The sequence below is a fragment of the Gephyromycinifex aptenodytis genome (assembly GCF_012277275.1).
Taxonomy (GTDB): Bacteria; Actinomycetota; Actinomycetes; order Actinomycetales; family Dermatophilaceae; genus Gephyromycinifex; species Gephyromycinifex aptenodytis.
The window spans coordinates 3,382,926-3,403,144 of the sequence record NZ_CP051155.1 but is presented as its reverse complement, the minus strand read 5'-3'; the positions used below and the strand labels follow the sequence as shown (position 1 = coordinate 3,403,144).

At 67.7% G+C, this 20,219-nt stretch carries 18 protein-coding genes; all 18 read right to left on the bottom strand.

Features of this window, described 5'->3' with window-relative positions; all coding sequences use genetic code 11:
- Positions 1-37 precede the first annotated feature (37 nt).
- Positions 38-490: a TraR/DksA family transcriptional regulator gene (locus G9V96_RS14705; protein ID WP_168583710.1), complete on the bottom strand. Its 453-nt coding sequence runs from the start codon at positions 488-490 to the stop codon at positions 38-40.
- Between the two features lie 241 nt (positions 491-731).
- Complete coding sequence (locus G9V96_RS14700) at positions 732-1,919, bottom strand: DivIVA domain-containing protein (protein WP_168583709.1); 1,188 nt, start codon at positions 1,917-1,919, stop codon at positions 732-734.
- A gap of 179 nt (positions 1,920-2,098) precedes the next feature.
- Entirely contained in the window at positions 2,099-2,398 is a 300-nt protein-coding gene (locus G9V96_RS14695) for a YggT family protein (protein WP_168583708.1), read from the bottom strand.
- A 39-nt stretch (positions 2,399-2,437) separates the two neighbouring features.
- Positions 2,438-3,025 carry a cell division protein SepF gene (locus G9V96_RS14690; RefSeq protein WP_168583707.1) on the bottom strand — a complete coding sequence of 196 codons (588 nt, stop codon included), beginning with the start codon at positions 3,023-3,025 and terminating at the stop codon, positions 2,438-2,440.
- 103 nt (positions 3,026-3,128) lie between these two features.
- Positions 3,129-3,848, bottom strand: a complete 720-nt coding sequence (locus G9V96_RS14685) for a YggS family pyridoxal phosphate-dependent enzyme (protein ID WP_168583706.1) — start codon at positions 3,846-3,848, stop codon at positions 3,129-3,131.
- The gene (gene pgeF, locus G9V96_RS14680; RefSeq protein ID WP_168583705.1) at positions 3,845-4,567 is read right to left on the bottom strand and encodes a peptidoglycan editing factor PgeF; all 723 of its coding nucleotides are present in this window, start codon (positions 4,565-4,567) and stop codon (positions 3,845-3,847) included. The genes G9V96_RS14685 and pgeF overlap by 4 nt, the downstream gene beginning before the upstream one ends.
- 69 nt (positions 4,568-4,636) lie before the next feature.
- Positions 4,637-6,019: a cell division protein FtsZ gene (gene ftsZ / locus G9V96_RS14675; RefSeq protein WP_168583704.1), complete on the bottom strand. Its 1,383-nt coding sequence runs from the start codon at positions 6,017-6,019 to the stop codon at positions 4,637-4,639.
- Positions 6,020-6,171: 152 nt separating this feature from the next.
- Entirely contained in the window at positions 6,172-7,092 is a 921-nt protein-coding gene (locus G9V96_RS14670; RefSeq protein ID WP_168583703.1) for a cell division protein FtsQ/DivIB, read from the bottom strand.
- Entirely contained in the window at positions 7,089-8,522 is a 1,434-nt protein-coding gene (gene murC, locus G9V96_RS14665; RefSeq protein WP_168583702.1) for a UDP-N-acetylmuramate--L-alanine ligase, read from the bottom strand. Before murC ends, G9V96_RS14670 begins: the two co-directional genes overlap by 4 nt.
- Positions 8,519-9,640: an undecaprenyldiphospho-muramoylpentapeptide beta-N-acetylglucosaminyltransferase gene (gene murG, locus G9V96_RS14660; protein ID WP_168583701.1), complete on the bottom strand. Its 1,122-nt coding sequence runs from the start codon at positions 9,638-9,640 to the stop codon at positions 8,519-8,521. Before murG ends, murC begins: the two co-directional genes overlap by 4 nt.
- Positions 9,637-10,914, bottom strand: a complete 1,278-nt coding sequence (gene ftsW / locus G9V96_RS14655) for a putative lipid II flippase FtsW (RefSeq protein WP_226913340.1) — start codon at positions 10,912-10,914, stop codon at positions 9,637-9,639. Before ftsW ends, murG begins: the two co-directional genes overlap by 4 nt.
- A complete protein-coding gene (gene murD, locus G9V96_RS14650; protein WP_168583700.1) occupies positions 10,911-12,425 on the bottom strand; it encodes a UDP-N-acetylmuramoyl-L-alanine--D-glutamate ligase in 1,515 nt (504 codons plus the stop codon). The genes ftsW and murD overlap by 4 nt, the downstream gene beginning before the upstream one ends.
- Positions 12,422-13,513, bottom strand: coding sequence for a phospho-N-acetylmuramoyl-pentapeptide-transferase (gene mraY, locus G9V96_RS14645; protein ID WP_168583699.1), 1,092 nt, complete (start codon positions 13,511-13,513; stop codon positions 12,422-12,424). The genes murD and mraY overlap by 4 nt, the downstream gene beginning before the upstream one ends.
- Positions 13,510-14,904 (bottom strand): UDP-N-acetylmuramoyl-tripeptide--D-alanyl-D-alanine ligase, encoded by a 1,395-nt coding sequence (locus G9V96_RS14640; protein WP_168583698.1) that lies wholly within the window; start codon positions 14,902-14,904, stop codon positions 13,510-13,512. Before G9V96_RS14640 ends, mraY begins: the two co-directional genes overlap by 4 nt.
- Positions 14,901-16,436 (bottom strand): UDP-N-acetylmuramoyl-L-alanyl-D-glutamate--2,6-diaminopimelate ligase, encoded by a 1,536-nt coding sequence (locus G9V96_RS14635; RefSeq protein ID WP_168583697.1) that lies wholly within the window; start codon positions 16,434-16,436, stop codon positions 14,901-14,903. Before G9V96_RS14635 ends, G9V96_RS14640 begins: the two co-directional genes overlap by 4 nt.
- 10 nt (positions 16,437-16,446) lie before the next feature.
- Positions 16,447-18,477 carry a peptidoglycan D,D-transpeptidase FtsI family protein gene (locus G9V96_RS14630; protein ID WP_168583696.1) on the bottom strand — a complete coding sequence of 677 codons (2,031 nt, stop codon included), beginning with the start codon at positions 18,475-18,477 and terminating at the stop codon, positions 16,447-16,449.
- A gap of 122 nt (positions 18,478-18,599) precedes the next feature.
- Positions 18,600-19,070, bottom strand: coding sequence for a cell division protein FtsL (locus tag G9V96_RS14625; protein ID WP_168583695.1), 471 nt, complete (start codon positions 19,068-19,070; stop codon positions 18,600-18,602).
- Positions 19,067-20,038: a 16S rRNA (cytosine(1402)-N(4))-methyltransferase RsmH gene (rsmH, locus tag G9V96_RS14620; protein WP_168584063.1), complete on the bottom strand. Its 972-nt coding sequence runs from the start codon at positions 20,036-20,038 to the stop codon at positions 19,067-19,069. Before rsmH ends, G9V96_RS14625 begins: the two co-directional genes overlap by 4 nt.
- Between the last annotated feature and the right edge of the window lie 181 nt (positions 20,039-20,219).

The window sequence follows — 20,219 nt, the reverse complement described above, 5'->3', positions numbered from 1 at the left end:
AACGCCCGGCCGCGAGAAGCTGTAGTTGAGGAGGAAATCAGCGTCGCTCCGACTTCTGTTTGCACGCCACGCAGAGCGTGGCGCGAGGGAAGGCTTGTAGGCGCAGTTTGCCGATGGGTTCGGCGCACTGCTCGCAACGACCATAGCTGCGCGCAGCAAGCCGCTCCAGGGCGCGTCTGCTCTGTTCCAGCAGGCGACGCGAGTTCTCCGCCAAGGTCAGCTCATGTTCGCGCTCGAGGACCTTGCCGCCGGCGTCGGCCGAATCGTCTCCGGAGCCGCTGCCGTCATTACGCATCAGGGTCTCGATGTCGGCCTCCGACATCTCAAGCTCTGCACCGACGCGCGCGATCTCGTCGGTGAGCATCTGCTGAACTTCCTCGAATTCCTCTTGGGTCCAAGGATCCTCGCCCGGGCGAACCGGCAGCCATGTCAGGTCGGCAGCCGCGGCCGACCGGTCCTGCTCGGGGGTGGAATCGTGCAACGTGGTCATGGCTTGTCCGATCCGTACGGGTGAACTGTGCGGCCAGAGGTCAATTGCAATCGACCTCTGGCCGTTGAGGAAACGATCGTGCCAGAACGTCTGCCACCCAGCGGTCGGCGCACGTACCCAGCTTGGCCGTGCGCACAGGATAGAGGTAGCCCAGCAGCCAGGAAACATTTCAGCCCCACCTGATCTGCGCCGGGGGTCCGGCACCGAGCAGGCGGGGCTGAACGCACGCCTCAGGAGTAGCTCAGCCCTGGTGGACCGAGGTGAGGTCGGCTTCGGGGATGCTGGCCGCCTCAGCCCGCTCTGCCTCCTCCTCGACCGGGTGTTCAGCGTGAGCCGCCTCCTCGGCCTCGATGGCCTGCTGCGGCCGGCCGGATAGTTCCAGGCGGGTATCGCTCAGCTCAGAGTCAGGCATCTCACCGGGCATCGGCGATGACGCACGCTCCAGCCCGCGCAGATGCCCCTCGATGAAGTCTGTGAGCCGGGAGCGGTACTGCTCTTCGAAGCTGCGTAGTTCGCTGATCTTGGCGGCGTAGGCGCTGCGGGAGTTCTCCAGCTCCGTCAGCATCGTGTCGCGGCGGTTGCGAGCCTCTTCCACCATGGTGCTGGAGGTGCTGCGCGCCTCCAGCAGCAGACGTTCATTCTCCGCGCGGCCGGAGCGCACCAGTTCGTCGTGCTGCTCCTGAGCGCTGCTCAGCAGCCGCTCGTGCTCCTGCTTGGCTTCGGCGATCAAGCGCTCATTCTCGCTGCGCCCCGTCTCGACCAGTTCGTCGTGGCGGCTCTGCGCCGTCTGGACGAGCTCGTCGTGGCGGCTCTGCGCGGTCTCGATGAGTTCGTCGTGACGCGCCTGGGCTTCACCGAGCAGCCGGTCGTGCGTGGACTGGGCCTCTTCGAACAAGGTGTCCCGACGGGCGGTGCCTTCGGTGACGAGGCGATCGTGCTCCTGGCGACCCTGCTCGACGTACTCGTCGTGCACCTTCTGGGCCAGGGCGATGACGCCGGCGGCGTCGGCAACCCCGGCACCCGAGGTCGAAGCGGTCATCGGCGCCGCGGCTGAGCCCTGGTCGGCCTGGGTCGCCGGCGCGGCCAGTGCTGCGGTCGCGGCCCGCTCCTGTGCCTGTTGCTCTGCCAGTTCGGCCCGTTCCTGGGCTGCCGCCACTCGGGCCGCTGCGGCCTTCTCCGCTTCATCGGCTTCGGCCTGCACCCGCGCGATGCGCTCCTGGGCGACTTTCTCTGCCTGGGCAAAGGCGGCAGAGTCGATCTGCGGCGCCCCGGGTGCGCCCTGGCGCAGTTGCGCGTTCTCAGTGCTGAGGCGCCGCAATTCGACGACGACTTCGTCCAGGAAGTCGTCGACTTCCTGCTCGTCGTATCCGCGTCGAAACTGCGTCGCGGTGAAGTGCTTGTTCAGCACGTCTTCGGGTGTGAGCGGCATGGAAACCCCTTGATTGCACCGATGTATCCGCTTCCAGGGTAACGGAATCCGCGTAAGGTACTCACCCCTGGTCAGCTACATGACTTACCGGGCACGTAGTCTCGCAAGAAAGGCAGTCGAGTCGGTCGATCGTCTTTACTTAAGACCGGACGTCCGTCAAACAATGCACAGCAAAAGCCTTAAATGAATTGCATTCCGATGTAGGTAACTGCGGCAGAAAGAGCGTACAAGCCGAACCACAGCACGATGAACCCCAGGTCCAGCATCACCGATCCCAGTCGGACCGGTGGGATGACCCGACGCAGCGCCTTCAGCGGCGGATCCGTCAGGGAGTAGATGCCCTCGATGATGACCAGCAGAAGACCACGGGGACGCCACTCTCGGGCGAAGACCTGGATCCAGTCGACCACCAGCCGAGCGATCAGGACGAACATGTAGATCTGGATGAGGAACAGAATGAGTGAAACGACGAGCGCCATGTCAGCCAGTATCCGTTACGCGGCTGGGTGCCGCCTGCATCAGCTCTGGTTGAACAGGCCGCGCGTGGCCTTAGCGCTGCCGGACCCGTCCGTGGAGGTGACCTCCAGGTTGGCCGGGGAGAGCAGGAACACCTTGTTCGTGACCCGCTCGATCGAGCCCTGCAGACCGAAGACGAGCCCCGCAGCGAAGTCGACCAGTCGCTTGGCGTCGGCGTCGTCCAGGTCAGTCAGGTTCATGATGACCGGGGTGCCCTGGCGGAAGCTCTCGCCGATGTTCTTGGCTTCGTTGTAGGTGCGCGGGTGAATGGTGGTGATGCGGTGCACGCCGGTGACCTCCACGTCTTTGACAACCTCTGCGACCGGGGTGCTGCGTCGGATGGGGGTGACTTCTGCGCGGCGCGGTTCTTCGTCCTCCACCGGAGCCAACGCCACGTGAGAGCCGCGGGGGCGCTCCTGGCGCGGGGCCAGCGGCTCACGCTCATGCTCGCGGGGGTCCTCCTCCACCTCGCGGGTAGCGCGAGCGGGCGGGAACTCCTCACCGCGCGTGTCCTCGTCGTACAGAACATCGCGCTCGTCCTCATCGGCCAGCCCGAGGTACACCCAGGCCTTGCGAAGTGCTCCAGCCATCGTGTGTGCTCCTTGCTGTTCGTGCGGATGTCGACCGCGCGCGTAAACGTTCTCGGGAGCCTACGCCATGGCACAGGAGACCGACGCGGGCCGTGAGCTAACGCTATCGAAGAGGAGGACGAGCGCCCAGGATTGCCGTTCCGACACGCAGGTGGGTGGCCCCACAGGCAATGGCATCCTCGAGATCGCCGCTCATCCCGGCCGAGATCACCCGCGCGTCGGGGTGCTCCGCCTGCAGCGTGTGCGCCAGCGCCGCCAACCGCTCGAAGGCCGGTCGGGCGGGCGCGCCGAGCGGAGCCACCGCCATCAGCCCCGCCAGCTTGAGATACTCGCAGTCGGCCACCGCGGCGCCAAGCTGCGGAATCTCTTGCGGCAACGCGCCGCCCCGGCCCTGATCCGCGCCCTGCCCCAGGTCGACCTGCAGGAGCACTTCCAACTCGCGTCCGGCCTTGGCTGCCCCCTTCTCCAGGGCGTTGACCAGGCGCACCCGGTCCACGGACTGCACGACATCGGCATAGGAAGCGACCGAGGCCGCCTTGTTGGTCTGCAACTGACCGATGAAATGCCAACGCGGCCCCTTGGGCAGCGCTGCGCGCACCTGCGCCGCCTTCGGGCCGGCTTCCTGGTCGCGGTTCTCCCCCACCTCATCGACACCCAACTGGGCCAGGTGCAGAACGTCACTGGCGGGAAAGAATTTGGTGACCACGACCAGTTTCACCTGGCTCGGGTCACGCTGAGAGTCGGTGCAGGCGGCCGCGATGCGCTCCTGGACGCGGCGCAGCGATACGGCCAGCTCGGATAGGCGGGGCTCGTGGTCGGTCACGGTGTCCACATTCGCACGACGCCGGCGAAACGGCCGGTGCGGGGTTGACGGCGATAGGAATAGAACCGTGGTGATTCTCGGGTACAGCCGGGAACCCAGGTGAGCGCTACATCAAGTTGCCTGAGTTGGGCGACGACACCAGCGGCAACGTCGAGGGCGGGCGTCCCGGTCCAGGACACGGTCGCCGAGAGTGGGTTGTCGGCAGCGACTTCCTCGCGCATCGCCGCCGGCACTTCGTAGCAGCGTCCGCACACCGAGGGGCCGACTGCCGCACGCAACCTGCGCGCCCCGAGATCTCGCGCGGCGTGCACCGCCGCGGGTACCACCCCTGCCAGCAGTCCGGGTCGACCGGCGTGCACCGCCCCGGCGACGCCGGCTTCTTCGTCGACGAGCAGCACCGGGGTGCAGTCGGCCACCAGCACCGCCAGTGCCAACCCCGGGGTGGTGGTGAGGACGGCGTCAGCCTCGGGGGGATCCCCCGACCAAGGGCCGTCGGCCACCACCACCTGGCTGCCGTGCACCTGGTTCATGAAGATGAGTTCGCGCGTTGCCACCCCGAGTTGCGCGGCCAAAGCGCGGCGGTTGCTCTGCACCGCCACCGGGTCGTCCCCGACGTGACTGGCCAGATTGAACCCCAGGTAGTCGCCGCGGCTGCCGCTCACCCCGGCCGGGGTGGGGGTGGCACGCGTGAAACCCCAGTCCACCAGGGACCGGGGCATCACGTCAGGCTGCGACAGGGGGCGGGCCCCTGCGGGCCCGCCACTCTGCTCACGCCATGCGTACACGACTTACTTCAGGAAGTCGGGTACGTCGAGGTCGTCGCCGTCGTCGAAGGTCACCGCGCGCGGCGGACGACTGGCAGGTGCGCCCTGCTGGTGCGGCGGCTGAGCAGGACCGTTGTTCGGCGCCTGCTGACGTTGCTGTTGCTGCTGCTGGGCTTGACGCTGCGGCATCGGCTCGTGCCCCGGGGGCATCCCCGCGGGCTGGGTCGGAGGCTGCTGACGCGGCACCTGCCCCTGGCGCGGAGTCACCGGCTGGGAGTACGAGGGCTCCTGACGCGGCGGCATCTGCTGGGCTGGCATCTGCTGCGGGGGCATCTGCTGGGCCGGCATCTGTTGGGCCGGCGGCATCTGCTGACCGGGGTTCTGACGCTGCTGTTGCTGCTGCTGGGCCTGGGCGCTGGAAACTCCACCAAGGGCGCGGTCGTCACTGCGGCGCTGCGGGCTGCCACCGTCGAACCCGGCCGCGATGACGGTGACCCGCACCTCGTCGCCGAGCGCGTCGTCGATGACCGCACCGAAGATGATGTTCGCCTCCGGGTGCGCAGCTTCCTGAACCAGGCGGGCTGCCTCGTTGATTTCGAACAGACCAAGATCGGAGCCACCCTGGATGGACAGCAGCACCCCGTGAGCGCCGTCGATGCTGGCTTCCAGCAGCGGCGAACTTATCGCCAACTCCGCAGCCTGCACCGCGCGGTCTTCCCCGCGCGCCGAGCCGATACCCATCAGGGCCGAACCGGCGCCCTGCATCACGGACTTCACATCTGCGAAGTCCAGGTTGATCAGGCCGGGTGTGGTGATCAGGTCGGTGATGCCCTGCACACCTGAAAGCAGCACCTGGTCGGCGCTGCGGAAGGCGTCAAGCATGCTGACTGCGCGGTCGCTGATCGAGAGCAGTCGGTCGTTGGGGATGACGATGAGGGTGTCGACCTCTTCGCGCAACGCCCCGATGCCGGACTCGGCCTGGTTGGCGCGGCGACGACCCTCGAAGGTGAAGGGACGGGTGACGACACCGATGGTCAAGGCGCCGATGGACTTGGCGATCCGGGCCACCACAGGCGCGCCACCGGTGCCGGTGCCGCCACCTTCACCCGCAGTCACGAAGACCATGTCGGCGCCCTTGAGCGCTTCCTCGATCTCCTCTGCGTGATCCTCGGCGGCCTTCTTGCCGACCTCGGGGTCGGCGCCGGCGCCGAGACCACGGGTCAGTTCACGACCGACGTCGAGCTTGAGGTCGGCGTCGCTCATGAGGAGCGCCTGCGCATCGGTGTTGATCGCGATGAACTCGACGCCCTTGAGGCCGACCTCGATCATCCGGTTGATGGCGTTGACACCGCCCCCGCCGATGCCGACGACCTTGATTACGGCCAGGTAGTTCTGTGGTGCTGCCACGACGGGGGCCTCTCCTGAAGACGTTCTTTCGGTCGCGTGATCTACCGGAGCCGAGCACGCACCCCGGGTTTCTGGTCCATCGTAATGGACGGTCAAGGTCACACCTTGCCACCGACACAGGACTTTTCAAACCCTTGACGTCTCATTGACGTCTAGCCGGGGATTGATGTGGCAGATGCAGACCGGGGCTCAGTGGAGGGCGTCGGCTGCTCCGGACTCTCCGGCGTGGCCCCCTGCGAGCTCCTCGGAACTTCGGTCGAGGCATCGCTGGGGCCCGCAGAGGCGGCTGACCCGGCCGACTCCGGTGGGCGCTCGCCGCGTTGCGGGCGATGCTCTGCCGTCACCGGCGCCATCGGAGCACTGACGTCGATGTAACCCACACCGGCGGTATCCAACAGGCGGGTGACCACAGCCGCTTTGAGGCGACTGTCCTCAGACTCCCCCCAGAACACCTCGGTTTCCTTGACCTGCAACGACACCCGACTTTCGGCATCGATGTGCAGGTCACGGGTCGCCGCTCGCAGGTCGGTGCGCAGGCTGCTGGCGACTCGCGCCAGCGCCGCCGAGGCCGTTTCGTTCAGGCCCTGATCGCTGGTGGCCAAGGGCAGATCGTCCGGGGCATGGGTCACCTCTTCGTAGGCGACTCCGCTGTCGTCGACGAGCCAGACTTGACCGGCCTCTGCCTGCAGCGCAAGAACCGGCTCGCGGGGCGTCGCGGTGATGGTGACGGTGTCCGGCCAACTCCGCTGCACCTGCACCTCGGAGAAAAGCTTCGTCGCCATCACCCGGGCAGCGACGGCTTTAGTGTCTACCTCAACTAGAGGTTCACCCAAGGTTATGTCGGCGGCGCGTTGGATTCCCGGCTGCTGTTGCGGGCGGGCGCCTTCGATCGCGACATCGGCGATGCGCAAAAACGGCGCGTACCAGAACAGCCCGAAAAACGCGGCCGCGACAGCACCCGCGATGAGAAGAACTGCGAGCAACTGGCGCCACGGCACCCGCCGACGTACCCCGGCGGCCCCGGAGGTGACCCGCCCGGAACCGGTGCGGGCCCGAAAGCGAGAAGCCGTCATCCGTGCGCCTGCGCCAACCGCGACAGAAGCTCCGGACCGACCCTGGTGACGTCCCCAGCCCCCACCGTCAGGACCAGATCGCCCTGGCGCGCCAGCTCTGCCAGGCGTGTCGCGGCCTGCCCCAGACCCACGACGTCATGGACCTCCGGTACGCCCGCCTCGCGAGCCGCCTGGGAGATCAGGTGCGAGCTCACCCCGGGGACGGGGTCCTCGCGGGCGCCGTAGATGTCCAGTACCACGACCACGTCGGCTCCGCGCAGTGCAGCTCCGAACTCCGCAGCAAAATCCCTGGTGCGGCTGTACAGGTGCGGTTGGAAACACACCACGAGGCGGCCCGGGGCCGCGACATGGCCTCCCGCGCTGACCACGGCGGCGACTTTAGCCGGGTTGTGCGCGTAGTCGTCCACGACCCGCACCCCAGCCACTTCCCCCTTGGGCTCGAAACGGCGTCGGGTTCCGCTGTAAGCGGCGATCCCCTGCAATACCGCGTCCGCGTCCAACCCGAGCCCGTCGGTGGCGGCGAGGAAGGCGGCAGCCCCGTTGAGCAGGTTGTGCTCGCCCGGCAGCGAGACACTCAGTTCTCGAGCCGGCGCACCGGCCCGCGTCAGGGACGCGCTACCGGACAATCCGCTGAAGCTGGCCGGACCCACCACAAGATCGGCACCGGCGGCGCGCCCGTAGGTGACGACGCGGGTGCCCGCTCTGCGGGCGGACTCGGCCAACGCGGCGGACCCCGAATCGTCGGCGCAGGCCACGAGCAGCCCACCGGCCGGGATACTCGCGACAAACTGCCCGTAGGCAGCCTGCACTGCTGCGAAGGTCCCGTAGAAGTCGAGATGGTCGGGCTGCACATTGGTGACAATGGCCACCTGCGGGCGGTAGGCCAGGAAGCTGCCGTCGCTCTCATCCGCCTCCACGACGAACGGCTCCCCCGCGCCCAGACGCGCGTTGACCCCGAGCTCGGCCAACTCCCCGCCGATGGCGAAAGAAGGATCAGCCCCAGCCTCGATGAGCGCCACCGTGAGCATGGAGGTTGTCGTTGTCTTGCCGTTGGCGCCGGCGACCGCGACCCGGGTGCGGGCTTGCATCAGGCTCGCCAGCGCCTGCGAGCGGTGCAGGATCCGCAGACCGGCGGCGCGCGCCGCCATCAGTTCGGGGTTGTCCTCTCGGATCGCTGAGGAGACGACGACGGTGTCGGCACCCTGCAGGTAGGCCGGGTCGTGCCCGACGTGAACCGTGGCTCCGCGCTGGGCCAGAGCGTGCAGCAGCGGTGAATCGTTCGCGTCCGACCCCGAGACCTGCACTCCGGCGTCCAGGAACAACCGGGCCAGCGCCGACATACCGGCGCCGCCGATCGCCAGCACGTGCACCGCGCCGAGGTCGCGCAGCGGGATCACCGGTCCGGTGACCTCGAAACGAGCGCCTTTCATCGAACACCCTGAGCGCCGGCGTAGGCCTGCGTGACGAGGTCGGCCAGCCGCTCGTCGGCCTCCCGCTCGCCGATGCTCGCGGCGGCCGCAGCCATCGACTCCAGTCGGGGAGTGTCGGTGGCCAGGCCCAGCACCGTGCTGGCAGCCCATTCCGGGGTGACCTCGGAGTCCTCAACGAGGATTCCGCCCCCGGCGCTGATGACGTCGGCGGCGTTGACGCGCTGCTCACCGTTGCCGATGGGCAGCGGCACGTAGATCGCAGGTAACCCGACAGCGGTGAGTTCACAGACCGTGTTGGCCCCGGAGCGGGCCACCACCAGGTCGCAGGCGGCGTAGGCCAGCTCCATCTGGTCGGCGTACTCGCGGGTGACATAGCCCTTGGCGTCCTGGGCGACCACGACATCCTTGCCGCGCCCGGTCAGGTGCAGCACCTGCAGGCCGGCGTCAGTCAGCCGGGAAGCAGCCTGGGAAAAGGCGACGTTGAGCCGTTGCGCCCCCAGCGACCCACCGGTGACCAGCAGCGTGGTGCGGGCCGGGTCGAGGCCGAAGTGCGCGCAAGCCTGCTCTCGCATTGCCACCCGGTCCAGGGTGGTGATCTCTCGCCGCAGCGGCATACCGACCACTCGCCCGTGCGGCAACTGCGTCGACGGGAAGGTGGTACCCACGTAGGGGGTCAACCGGGCACCGAGCTTGTTCGCCAAGCCCGGGCGAGCGTTCTGCTCGTGGACCACGATCGGGATCCCCCGCCGGCGCGCGGCCAGGTAGGCGGGTGTAGCCACGTAACCGCCGAAACCCACGACGACCTGGGCGCCACAGTCGACGATGGCCCGATCAGCTGCGGCAACCGCGCTGGCCAACCGCTTGGGCAGCATCGCCGCGTCGCGGGAGACCCGGCGCGGGAAGGCCACTTTGGGTACCGTCCGCAGTTCATAACCGCGCGCAGGCACCAGACGGCTCTCCAGGCCCGCCTGAGTCCCCAGCGCTGTGATCCCCACGTTCGGGTCACGCCGGCGCAAGCAGTCGGCCAGAGCAAGCAACGGGGAGACGTGACCGGCTGAGCCTCCCCCGGCGAGCAGCACCGACGAGGGACCAGAATGTGGGCGAGCAGTGGGACTCATCGCCGGCTGCCTTTCGTGGAGGACAGAACGGACAAAGAACGGCGCCACACGCTGGGGCGCCCTGCCAAAGCCTGCTGGGCATCGGGTTCCCCGCGGGCGAAGGAGATGACCATGCCCAACGCTCCCAAGGTGGTGACCAGAGCGGATCCGCCGTAGGAGACCAGCGGCAACGGCACCCCGATGACCGGCAGCAGCCCGATGACCGCGCCGATGTTGATCATGGCCTGGCCGATGATCCACACCATGACCCCGGTGGTGGCCAGGCGCACGAACATGTCATTGGTCTGCAGCACAACCCGGTAGCAGGCCAGTGCCAGCAGTGCGAACAACGCCAGGACGACCAGTGTCCCGCCCAGGCCCAGTTCTTCACCCAGGATGGCGAAGATGAAGTCGTTGTGCGGTTCGGGCAGCCACAGCCACTTCTCGCGACTGCCGCCCAACCCCAGCCCGCCCAGGCCACCGTCAGCCAGCGCGAACTGGCCGTGTCTGCTCTGCCAGCACTGCTGGACGTCGGTGCAGCTCAACCATTGATTGATCCGCTCCATTCGGTTGCCGCTGAAATAGACCAGTCCGACCGCCAGGGCGCAGAAGGCGGCGCCGGCCAGCGCGAACAACCGCCACGAGATCCCGGCCGCCCACATGATGCCGGTAAGGATGGCAAGCAGCACCAGACCCGTTCCCAGATCCCGCCCCAGCAGCACCAAACCCACGACCACCGCTCCGACCGGGAGCAGCAGCGGAACGATTGCGTGACTCCACCGGTGCAGGTATTTGCGTTTCGCGCTGAGGATGGAGGCGCCGTACAGGATCAACGCCACCTTGCCCAGTTCGGAGGGTTGCAGGCGAAAACCCCCCAGGACGAGCCAGTTCCGGTTACCACCGACTTCGACCCCCAGGGGCGTGAAGACCAGGAGTTGCAGGCTGATCGCGACCAGCAGCACTGGCACCGCCAGGCGCTTCCAGGTGGCGACACTGAACCGGCTGGCGATCCCGGCCCCGATCAAGCCCAGAACGGCGAACTGTGCCTGCTTGATGAACACCGTGTACGAGGACTGATCTTGGCGAAGGGAGGTGATGCTGGACGCCGACAGCACCATGACCAGGCCGATCACCAGCAGGATCGCCACGGTCGCCAGCAACAGGTAGTACGTCGACAACGGCGACTCCAGCCGCTCCCAGAACGGGTGCTGCTCTGGTGGGCGGCCTGCCGCCTGGCTCGTGATGCGTCTGTCACGGTTGCCCGTGCGCGCGGCGGCGGGGGTCTGCGCTGTCACGGCGAGGTTGCCTCCCCGGCGTCAGGGCGAGCCCGCACCGCAGTGGCGAAGGCGTTCCCCCGAGCCTCGTAGTTGTCGAACATGTCCATGGAGGCCGCTGCCGGCGCGAGCAGAACGACGTCGCCCGGCTGGGCCAGGCGCGCCGCCTCAGCAACGACGAGCCCCATCGCTTCAGTGTCGGTCGCGGCTACATCCACCACCGGTACATCAGGGGCGTGTCGGGCCAGGGCTTGCGCGAGCCGCTCGCGATCGGCGCCCAACAGCACGACCCCCCGCAGCCGTCCTGCATGTTGCGCGACGAGTTCGTCCACCTCAGCGCCCTTGAGCAGACCGCCGGCGATCCACACGACCGAGTCGAAGGCGGCCAGCGAAGCGGCAGCCGCGTGCGGGTTGGTGGCTTTGGAGTCATCGACCCAGGTGACGCCGTCGATGCAGGCGACCTCGGCGATCCGGTGCGCCTCCGGGGTGAAGGCGCGCAACCCCTCCCGAACGGCGAGCTGGCTGATTCCGGCCGCCCGCGCCAGCGCCGCGGCGGCCAACGCGTTCGCGACGACATGATCGGCGACCGGGGTGGAGCCGCGCTGCAGATCGGCGACTTCGCCAAGCTCGGCGGCGCTGGTGCGCCGGCCCTCGATGAAGGCCCGGTCGGCCAGGACGCCGTCCACGATGCCGAGCATCGACAGCCCCGGCGGGCCGGAGGTGAAACCGACGGCGCGGCAACCCTCCTGCACGTCGGCTTCACGAACGAGTTCTTCGGTGATCGGGTCCTGCACGTTGTAGACGCAGGCGACCTGGGTGTTCTCATACACCCGCCCCTTGGCGTCTCGGTAAGCCTGCATCGAGCCGTGCCAGTCCACATGGTCGGGGGCGACGTTGAGGCACACCGAGGCCAGCGGCGAGACCGAGCGCTGCCAATGCAACTGGAAGCTGCTCAACTCCACGGCGACGACGTCATAGGGGGTGGGGTCGAGGATGACCTCCATGATCGGTGTGCCGACGTTGCCTGCACTGGTGGCCCGCAGGCCAGCCTGCTGCAGCATCGTGGCCAACATCTGCACCGTCGTGGTCTTGCCGTTGGTGCCAGTGACCGTCAGCCACGGCGCGGCGCCCTCACGCGGACGCATCCGCCAAGCCAGTTCCACCTCGCCCCAGACCGGGATCCCCCGGGCGTCGGCCTCGATGAACAGCTGCGTGTTCGGGCGCCATCCGGGTGAGGTGACAACGAGCTCGATGCCCTCCAGGAGGCGCTCCGGCTCGGCCAGCGCCGCCGCCGCGTTCTGGCCCAGCACGAGTTCGGCGCCGAGGATTTCCAGCAGACGAGTGCGCTCAGCCAGGTTGCCACCGGTTCCGGAGTCCACCGCGCGGACCACGGCGTTGCGTTCCAGCAGCGCATCGGCGGCCGCGAACCCACTGACACCCAAACCCGCCACCAGCACGCGCAGCCCCGCCCAGTCACCCTCGGCGTGGTCCAAGCCGGGGCGTGGATCGCCGCCACACTCGACGTAGGTCATAACGCACCTCCGACCATCGACTCGGCGTAGAACAACGCCAGTCCGACGCCTACGCAGCCGCCGGCGATGATCCAGAACCGAATGACGATGGTCACCTCGTTCCAGCCCTTGAGCTCGAAGTGGTGCTGAAGCGGAGCCATCCGGAAGACCCGTTTCCCAGTCATCTTGAAGGAGGCGACCTGGATGATCACCGACATGGTGATGATCACGAACAGCCCACCAAGGATGACGATGAGCAGCTGAGTGCGGGTGGTGATGGCCAAACCGGCCAGCGCACCACCGAGCGCGAGCGAACCCGTGTCACCCATGAAGATCTTGGCCGGGGAAGCGTTCCACCACAGGAACCCCACGCATGCCCCCATCAGCGCCGCCGCGAAGATCGCCAGGTCGTGCGCGTGCGGGGTGGTGTAGCACTGCCCGACGATGCGCCCCGGAGAGCTGCAGCCCTGTTGGAACTGCCAGATGCCGATGAGAATGTAGGCGGCGCTGACGGCCACGCTGGCGCCCGTGGCCAGACCGTCCAGACCGTCGGTGAGGTTCACGCCGTTACTCGTGCCCGCGATCATCAGGTTGATCCACAGCACGAACACGATCGTGCCCAGGATCGGTCCGAGCAGGCCGAAATCCAGGGAGGTGTCACGCACGAAGGAGATCGCCATCGAGGCCGGTCGGTCACCGCTGGGTGAGGGGAACTGCAAGGCCAGCACGGCGAAGATCGTGCCGATGAGCAGCTGGCCTGCCAACTTCTGCCAGGATCGCAATCCCAGGCTGCGGGCCTTGGTGATCTTGATGAAGTCATCGCCCCAACCCACCAGCCCCAACCCGCACATGAGGAAGATGACCAGCAGCGCGCTGGGCGAGACCGGGGTCACCGTGACGAAATGGGCCAGGAAGTAGCCCAGGAGCGTCGCGGCGATGATGACGGCGCCGCCCATCGTCGGGGTGCCGCGCTTGGTGTGGTGCGTGGTGGGTCCGTCGTCGCGGATGAACTGCCCGTACCCGCGACGCACAAGGAACTTGATGTAGAGCGGGGTGCCGAACAGTGCCACGATCAATGAGATGAAGGAGGCGACCAGAACTGCTCTCATGCCAGAGTCTCCTGACCGACCAAGCGGTCGCCCAATTGGCGCAGACCGGCGTCCCGACTCGACTTGAGCACGACTACGTCACCCTTTCGCAGGTTTTCATCGAGCACGCGCTGGGCCGCGTCGATATCTGAGACCCACTGCGCGTGTGTTCGCACGCTACGGCGTTGTCCGGCGATCCTGACGCCTTCAGCGATCGCCGCGGCCCCCTGGCCCACCGCGAGCACCTCATCGATGCCCAGGTCAGCGGTCATCTCACCGATCTGGCGGTGCTCCTCATCCGAGGTCGGCCCCAGTTCCAGCATCGTGCCGAGTACGGCCCAGGTCCGCTTGCCTTCCGCCATCCTCTTCAGGGTGCGCAGCGCAGCCGCCATCGATTCGGGGTTGGCGTTGTAGGCGTCGTTGATGACGACCACGCCGTCGGCCCGGTCGTGGCGTTCCATCCGCCATCTGCTCACCGGGCGGGCCTGAGCCAGCGCGGCCGCGAGCTGCGGCAGGCTCATCCCCAGGTGCAGTGCGCAGGCAGCCACCGCGAGCGCATTGTCGACCTGGTGCTCCCCCAGCAACTCCAGCGTGACGCGTTCGCGCTGCTCACCGGCGGCCAGCGTGAACGACGCGGCGCCGCTGGGGCCGACCTCGACCTTGAGCGCCTGCAGCTGGCCTCCGAGGCGCCCGACCGTGCACACCTGGGCTGTGGTGCGCTCAGCCATTCCCGCTACCAGCGGGTCGTCAGCCTGCAGGATGGCCAACCCGTCCGCCGGAAGCGCCTCGACCAGTTCGCCCTTGGCGCGGGCGATGGCCTCGCGGGAGCCGAACTCCCCCAGGTGGGCGCTGCCGACGTTAAGCACGATGCCAATGTGCGGACTGGTCATCTTGGCCAGGTAGTCGATGTGCCCGATCCCCCGGGCACCCATCTCGACGATCAGATAGCGCGTCGTAGGGGTGATGCGGGTAACCGTAAGCGGCACCCCCACCTCGGAGTTCAGGGAGCCTTCGTTGGCCACGGTTTCCCCGAGCGTGCTCAACACCCCGGCCAACAGGTCCTTGGTGGTGGTCTTCCCCGAGGACCCGGTGATCCCGATGACGACGAGGTCCTCAACCTGCTCGATGACGGCGCTGGCCAGGGCCGCGAACGCTGCCTGCACGTCGGGCACCACCACGCAGGGCAGCGCCTCGACGACGCGGGTGCTCAGCGCGGCCACCGCCCCGGCCGCCGCAGCGCCGGGAACGTACTCGTGACCGTCTGCGTGTTCTCCGACGCGGGCCACATACAGCGAACCGGGCTGCGCGGCGCGCGAATCGGTGACAACCGGCCCGTCGATGCATACCTGGGGGTCACCGTGCAGTTCGCCGCCGGTGATCTGCGCGATGCGGCCAAGGGACAGCGGAATCATGAGATGGGCCTTTCAGGCGTGCGGCGGCAACGAGCCCACGCCTGCGTGAGCGCATCGCGGTCATTATAGGGATGGACCACACCGTGGATCTCTTGGCCGTCTTCGTGCCCCTTGCCGAGCACCGCGACCAATCCGTTCGGGCCGGCCAGGCGCAGCGCGTACTCGATGGCAGCCTCTCGGCCCGCGACCTGGTGACAGCGCGCCGGCTCCTCGGCGCAGCCCAACGCTCCGCGCAGCACCGCTGCCCGGATGAGTTCGGGGTCTTCCTCGCGCGGGTTGTCATCGGTGACGACGACTTCATCGGCGACCTGAGCGGCCCGGGCGCCCATCATTTCGCGCTTCCCGGCGTCGCGGTCTCCGCCGGCGCCGAGGACTGCGACCAGGGGACCCTGCATTTGGGCACGCAGCGCCGCCAAGACGTTGGCGACAGCTTCGGGGGTGTGCGCGAAGTCGATGACGGCCTGCGGCGCGCCCGGGCCGAGATCGACCCGCTCGGCCCGACCGGGAACCGTGACGCCTGCGTGAATCGCCGCCACGATGGCCTCGTCGCTCATTCCTGCGACACGCAATGCCAGCGCGGCCAGAGCGGTGTTCATCCGGTTGAAGTCGCCCGGCAGCGCGCTGCGCAGGCTCAACGCCTCGCCGCTCTCGGCGCGCAGCACGAACTCCGATTGGCCGGGTTCGGCCAGCAGATGCCAGTCGGCAGCGCGCGCCGGATCACTGCTCACGGTGCTCACCGGAACCGAGGCGATCTCCGCGAGCCGCTGGCCCCAGTCGTCGTCTACGCAGATGATCCCTTGCCGGCAGCGGTGCGCAGTGAACAGTCCGGCCTTGGCTTCGAAGTACTCCTGCATCGTGTGATGGAAGTCCAGGTGGTCCTGGGACAGGTTGGTGAACAGCGCCACATCGAAGATCAGGCCGTCGACCCGGTGCAGAGCCAGCGCATGACTACTGACCTCCATCGTGGCGACGTCGACCTTGCGCTCGACCATCAGGGCCAGCAGAGCGTGCAGGTCAGGGCTCTCCGGGGTGGTGCGCACACTGCGAACCCGCTCGGTGGCGACCCGGGTCTCGATCGTCCCGATCAACCCCGTGACATGGCTGGCGGCGCGCAGCGCAGCGTCCAGGATGTAGGCGGTCGTCGTCTTGCCGTTGGTGCCGGTGATCCCGACCGTGCGCAGTTTGCGGCCCGGCTGCCCGTAGATCGTGGCAGCCAACTCGCCCAGGCACGCGCGCGGGTCTGGTACCACCAGAACGGGCACCTGTACGTCGGCGAGCTCCCGACCGCGCTCGTCCGTCAGCACCGCCACCGCCCCTGCCTGCACTGCCGAAGCGGCAAAGGAGGCCCCGTGGGCTCGAGCCCCGGGTAGCGCCGCGTACAGATCACCAGGCAACACACTTCGGCTGTCGAGAGTGACTCCGGTTATCGGGACCTCAAGGTCGCCGGCGGGCAGGGGGACCCCTGCCAGGGTCGCGTGTAGACCGCGCAGGGTGATACCGGGAACGGCGCTGGGGCGCAGGTGCGTACTCATCCCCTGGACGCTATCGCGAGGAGGGCGACGGGGCCGCCCCGGTTGGCTGAGACGAGACAGCAATGGGGGGCAAGGTCACACCGTTCGGAGCGGGGGTCACGCCGTCGGTGGGCTCGGTCTTGACACCCTCACGCAACTCTTCTTCGGTGAGCGGGTACCGCTCGGTGGTGGGCGGAACCGGTTTCACGCCCGAGGCTTTGAGCGCATAAGACATGACGTCCCGGAAGACCGGCCCGGCCAGAGCGCCACCGTAGATGGAATGGTCCTCACCTGGCTCCTTCAACACCACCGCCACGATGAACTGCGGCGCGTTGGCCGGGGCGTAACCGATGAAGGAGGAGGTGTACGGCTGGTGCCCCTTGGGCGCGGTGACGCCGATGTTCTCGGAGGTCCCTGTTTTACCGGCCACCGCAACTCCGGGGATCTCGGCGAGGTGGGCGGTTCCCGCGTCAGTGACGACCGAGCGCAGCATCGTGTTCATCTCAGCGGCTGCCTGTTGCGGCAGGACCTGGATTCCGGTGGGCGGGGTGGCCGGCGTCGCCGTGCCGTCGGGGCTGATGGTGCCCTCGACAATGCTGGCCGGGACCCGCAGCCCATTGTTGGCGATGGTTTGGAACACCCCGGCGGCCTGCACTGCGGAGACGCCGAGGCCCTGACCGAACAGCACGGTGTAGCGGGTCCGTCCGTCCCATTCGTTGGCCGGCTTGAGCATCCCGGCAGATTCGCCGGGGAACCCGACAGCGGAGACCTCGCCCAGACCGAAGGCGCGGTAGTAGCGCTCCAGGGTGGCCGGCGGAAGCTTCTCGCCGATGGTGATGGTGCCGACGTTGCTTGAGGTGGCCACGATGCCGGCCGTGGTCAGCCGTTGGTCGGTGTGCTGGTGAGAGTCCCGGAACGGCTTGGGTCCGGCGTCGGGACGCTCAATCGTGGACGGAACGTCATAGACGGTTGTCGGGGTGGTGACACCCTCGGCCAGAGCAGCCCCCACCGACATCACCTTTGCGGTAGATCCGGGCTCGAAGCTGTCCTGGAAGGCGCTGCTGCGCATCCGGTCGGCTGTGCGGGTCTCGGGGTTGGACGGGTCGAAGCTGGGATACTCCGAGACAGCCCGAAGTCGGCCCTGCAAGTCCATGACGACCACGACGCCGGCGGTGGAGTCGGTCTTCTGGACCTGGTCCCGGATCTTGTCGTAGGCGAACCACTGCAAGTCGTTGTCGATGGTGAGCTTCATCGAGGTGCCCGGAACCGCCGGGATGATGTCGGCGTGACCCATGGGGATGGCGCGGTTGTCCGCCGAATACTCCCGAACGGTCTCCCCGGGGGTTCCCTTCAATGTCGAGTTGTGCAGGTACTCCAGCCCGCCGCCGGTGCCGTTCTCGGCATCTCCGGTGGGCCCCACCCATCCCACGATCGGGGCAACCGGCGCACCGCCGGGGTAGGTGCGCAACGGGACCACAGTGCTGGTGATCCCCGGGATGCCGAGTTTGTCCACCTGGCGCCATAAGACCGGCTCGATGCCGCGGGCGATGACGCCGTAGCGAGCGGTCCCGGTCAGTTCCTTGCGCAACTCGGACTCATCCAGCTTGAGGATGGGTGCCAGCGCCTTGGCGGCGCCTTCGGCCCCAACTTTGACGCGGTTGCGCCCCTGCCGTACGACGTATTCGGCCACGGCGAGTTGGTCGATCACCACGTCGCGACGTTCGACGCTGGTCGCCAACGGGACCCCATTGCGGTCCAGGATCGCGCCGCGCTCGGCAGGCACCGTCGTCGGAAGACCTGAGCGCAGGTCGCGGGCTTCTTCGGCTACCCGGGCAGCATCGATCCCCTGCAGGCGCACCAGTTGAGCCGCGAACAGCGTGAAGACGAAGAGGATGGCAACGAATAACGCCCGGACCCGGCGACGCGGGTTGGCCAGGCGCGGGCTGCTGGTGGAACCGCCGCGGCCACCGCCGCCTCCGGATCTGGGTGACCCCGAGCCGGAGCCCGACCCGGTTTTGGCTCGAGGCGAACCGGCCCGCTTCTCTTGGCGGGCAGAACGCACCGAAGAACCCTTGGTGCCGGGGCCTTTGGCGCTACCGGCGGCCCGGCGAGGGCGCGACGAGGTCTGCGAGGCACGCGAAGGGCGCCCCGCTTCACTATCGCGGAGGGACTGCGACACGAGGTTCAGCCTGCCGTGTCGGCGCCGGAAACGGAACTGCTTGGGGTGGCGGGGGCGGGCGCGGCGGATTCGTTATCGGTGGGCGTCGGTGCCGGAGTGGGCTCTCCGGCTACTGAACCGTCGGAGACGTCCAGGAAGACCGGGGCCGTGCCCGGCACCAAACCCAGTTCCTCGGCTCGCTGGGCCAGCACAGCCGGGGATTCCTGGACGGCGAGGGTTTCCCGCAGCTTCTGTTCGTCCTGGGCGAGCGCGATGGAGCGCTGTTGCAGGTCGTGCAGCGCATACGTGCCGCTGGCGAGTTGCATGTTGATCATCAGCAGCGCGAACAGGCCTGCGGCCAACACGAACGAGCACAGCAGCACGAAGGGCAAACGGCGGGGCGCCAACGGGGCGGGAGAGACCACGCGCAGGTCGGGGCGCGCCGGTGCCGGACGCCTAGCGGGCCGTACCGTCGTCGCGACGGGCATCTGGCTCATCGAGTGCGTCCTTTCGGTCGGATTCGTTCTGCGGCCCGCAGTTTCGCTGAGGCGGCACGCGGATTGTCGGCTATTTCCTGCGGTGAGGGCTCCTCTGCCCCCCTACAGAGCAGCCGCAGGTACGCCTGATGCTCGGGCAACTCGACTGGCAACCCGTGCGGGGCGGAACTGTGGCTTCCGGCGCTGAGAACTCTCTTGACCATCCTGTCCTCCAAGGAGTGGTAGGACAGCACAGCGACACGCCCTCCGAGCCCACATGCATCAATCGCTTGGGGCAGGGCTCGCTCCAGAGCGCTCAGTTCTTCGTTGACTTCGATGCGCAGCGCCTGGAAGGTCCGTTTGGCCGGATGTCCGCCACTGCGTTGGGAGTTCATCGGAATCGCGGCACGCAGCAACTCCACCAGGGGCGCCGAGGTGGTGAACTTCTCCACCTCACGGGCGCGGACTATGGCACCGGTCACTTTTTTTGCGAACCGTTCTTCGCCGTAGTCGCGCAGGATGCGGATGAGCTCGGCCGGCTCGTAGGTGTTGAGGACCTCGGCTGCGGTGATGCCCCGGGTGGGGTCCATCCGCATGTCCAGCGGGGCGTCCTTGCTGTACGCGAACCCGCGTTCGGCTTCGTCCAGTTGCAGGGAGGAAACACCCAAGTCGAACAGGATCGCGTCGAAGCTGCGGATCGACTGCTCCTGCATCACTTCAGGGATTTCGTCATAAACCGCTTGCACGGCGATGAACCGGTCCCCGAACTGGGCCAACCTACCCCCGGCCAGCTCTAAGGCCTCAGGGTCGCGGTCGATACCGATGACGCGAGCCGTAGGGCAGGCCTGCAGCAGCGCCTCGGTGTGCCCTCCCATGCCGAGGGTGGCATCGAGCACGACCGCCCCGGGTTTACTCAAGGCAGGCGCGAGCAGTTCCACGATCCGCTCACGCATGACCGGGACATGTCGGTCAGCGGCAAGTCCGCTCATCTGCTCCTCCTCCGGGGTGTGCTGGGAACTCTTGGGTGCGATGACGTGTCGGCTGGTGGGTAGTGGTGTCGCGCCGATGGTGGCGGACACGGTGCGGCTGGAAGCGGTAGGCCCTGAGATCTGGGCCCCACCCCGCTCGCCTGTGATGTCCGGAATCGGGGAAGTGACTCCGGCAGATCGG

Coding starts and splice junctions, on each gene's coding strand:
- G9V96_RS14705 (WP_168583710.1), bottom strand. CDS start 490: ATGACCACGTTGCACGATTCCACCCCCGAGCAGGACCGGTCGGCCGCG.
- G9V96_RS14700 (WP_168583709.1), bottom strand. CDS start 1,919: ATGCCGCTCACACCCGAAGACGTGCTGAACAAGCACTTCACCGCGACG.
- G9V96_RS14695 (WP_168583708.1), bottom strand. CDS start 2,398: ATGGCGCTCGTCGTTTCACTCATTCTGTTCCTCATCCAGATCTACATG.
- G9V96_RS14690 (WP_168583707.1), bottom strand. CDS start 3,025: ATGGCTGGAGCACTTCGCAAGGCCTGGGTGTACCTCGGGCTGGCCGAT.
- pgeF (WP_168583705.1), bottom strand. CDS start 4,567: ATGCCCCGGTCCCTGGTGGACTGGGGTTTCACGCGTGCCACCCCCACC.
- G9V96_RS14670 (WP_168583703.1), bottom strand. CDS start 7,092: ATGACGGCTTCTCGCTTTCGGGCCCGCACCGGTTCCGGGCGGGTCACC.
- murC (WP_168583702.1), bottom strand. CDS start 8,522: ATGAAAGGCGCTCGTTTCGAGGTCACCGGACCGGTGATCCCGCTGCGC.
- murG (WP_168583701.1), bottom strand. CDS start 9,640: ATGAGTCCCACTGCTCGCCCACATTCTGGTCCCTCGTCGGTGCTGCTC.
- murD (WP_168583700.1), bottom strand. CDS start 12,425: ATGACCTACGTCGAGTGTGGCGGCGATCCACGCCCCGGCTTGGACCAC.
- mraY (WP_168583699.1), bottom strand. CDS start 13,513: ATGAGAGCAGTTCTGGTCGCCTCCTTCATCTCATTGATCGTGGCACTG.
- G9V96_RS14640 (WP_168583698.1), bottom strand. CDS start 14,904: ATGATTCCGCTGTCCCTTGGCCGCATCGCGCAGATCACCGGCGGCGAA.
- G9V96_RS14635 (WP_168583697.1), bottom strand. CDS start 16,436: ATGAGTACGCACCTGCGCCCCAGCGCCGTTCCCGGTATCACCCTGCGC.
- G9V96_RS14625 (WP_168583695.1), bottom strand. CDS start 19,070: ATGAGCCAGATGCCCGTCGCGACGACGGTACGGCCCGCTAGGCGTCCG.
- rsmH (WP_168584063.1), bottom strand. CDS start 20,038: ATGAGCGGACTTGCCGCTGACCGACATGTCCCGGTCATGCGTGAGCGG.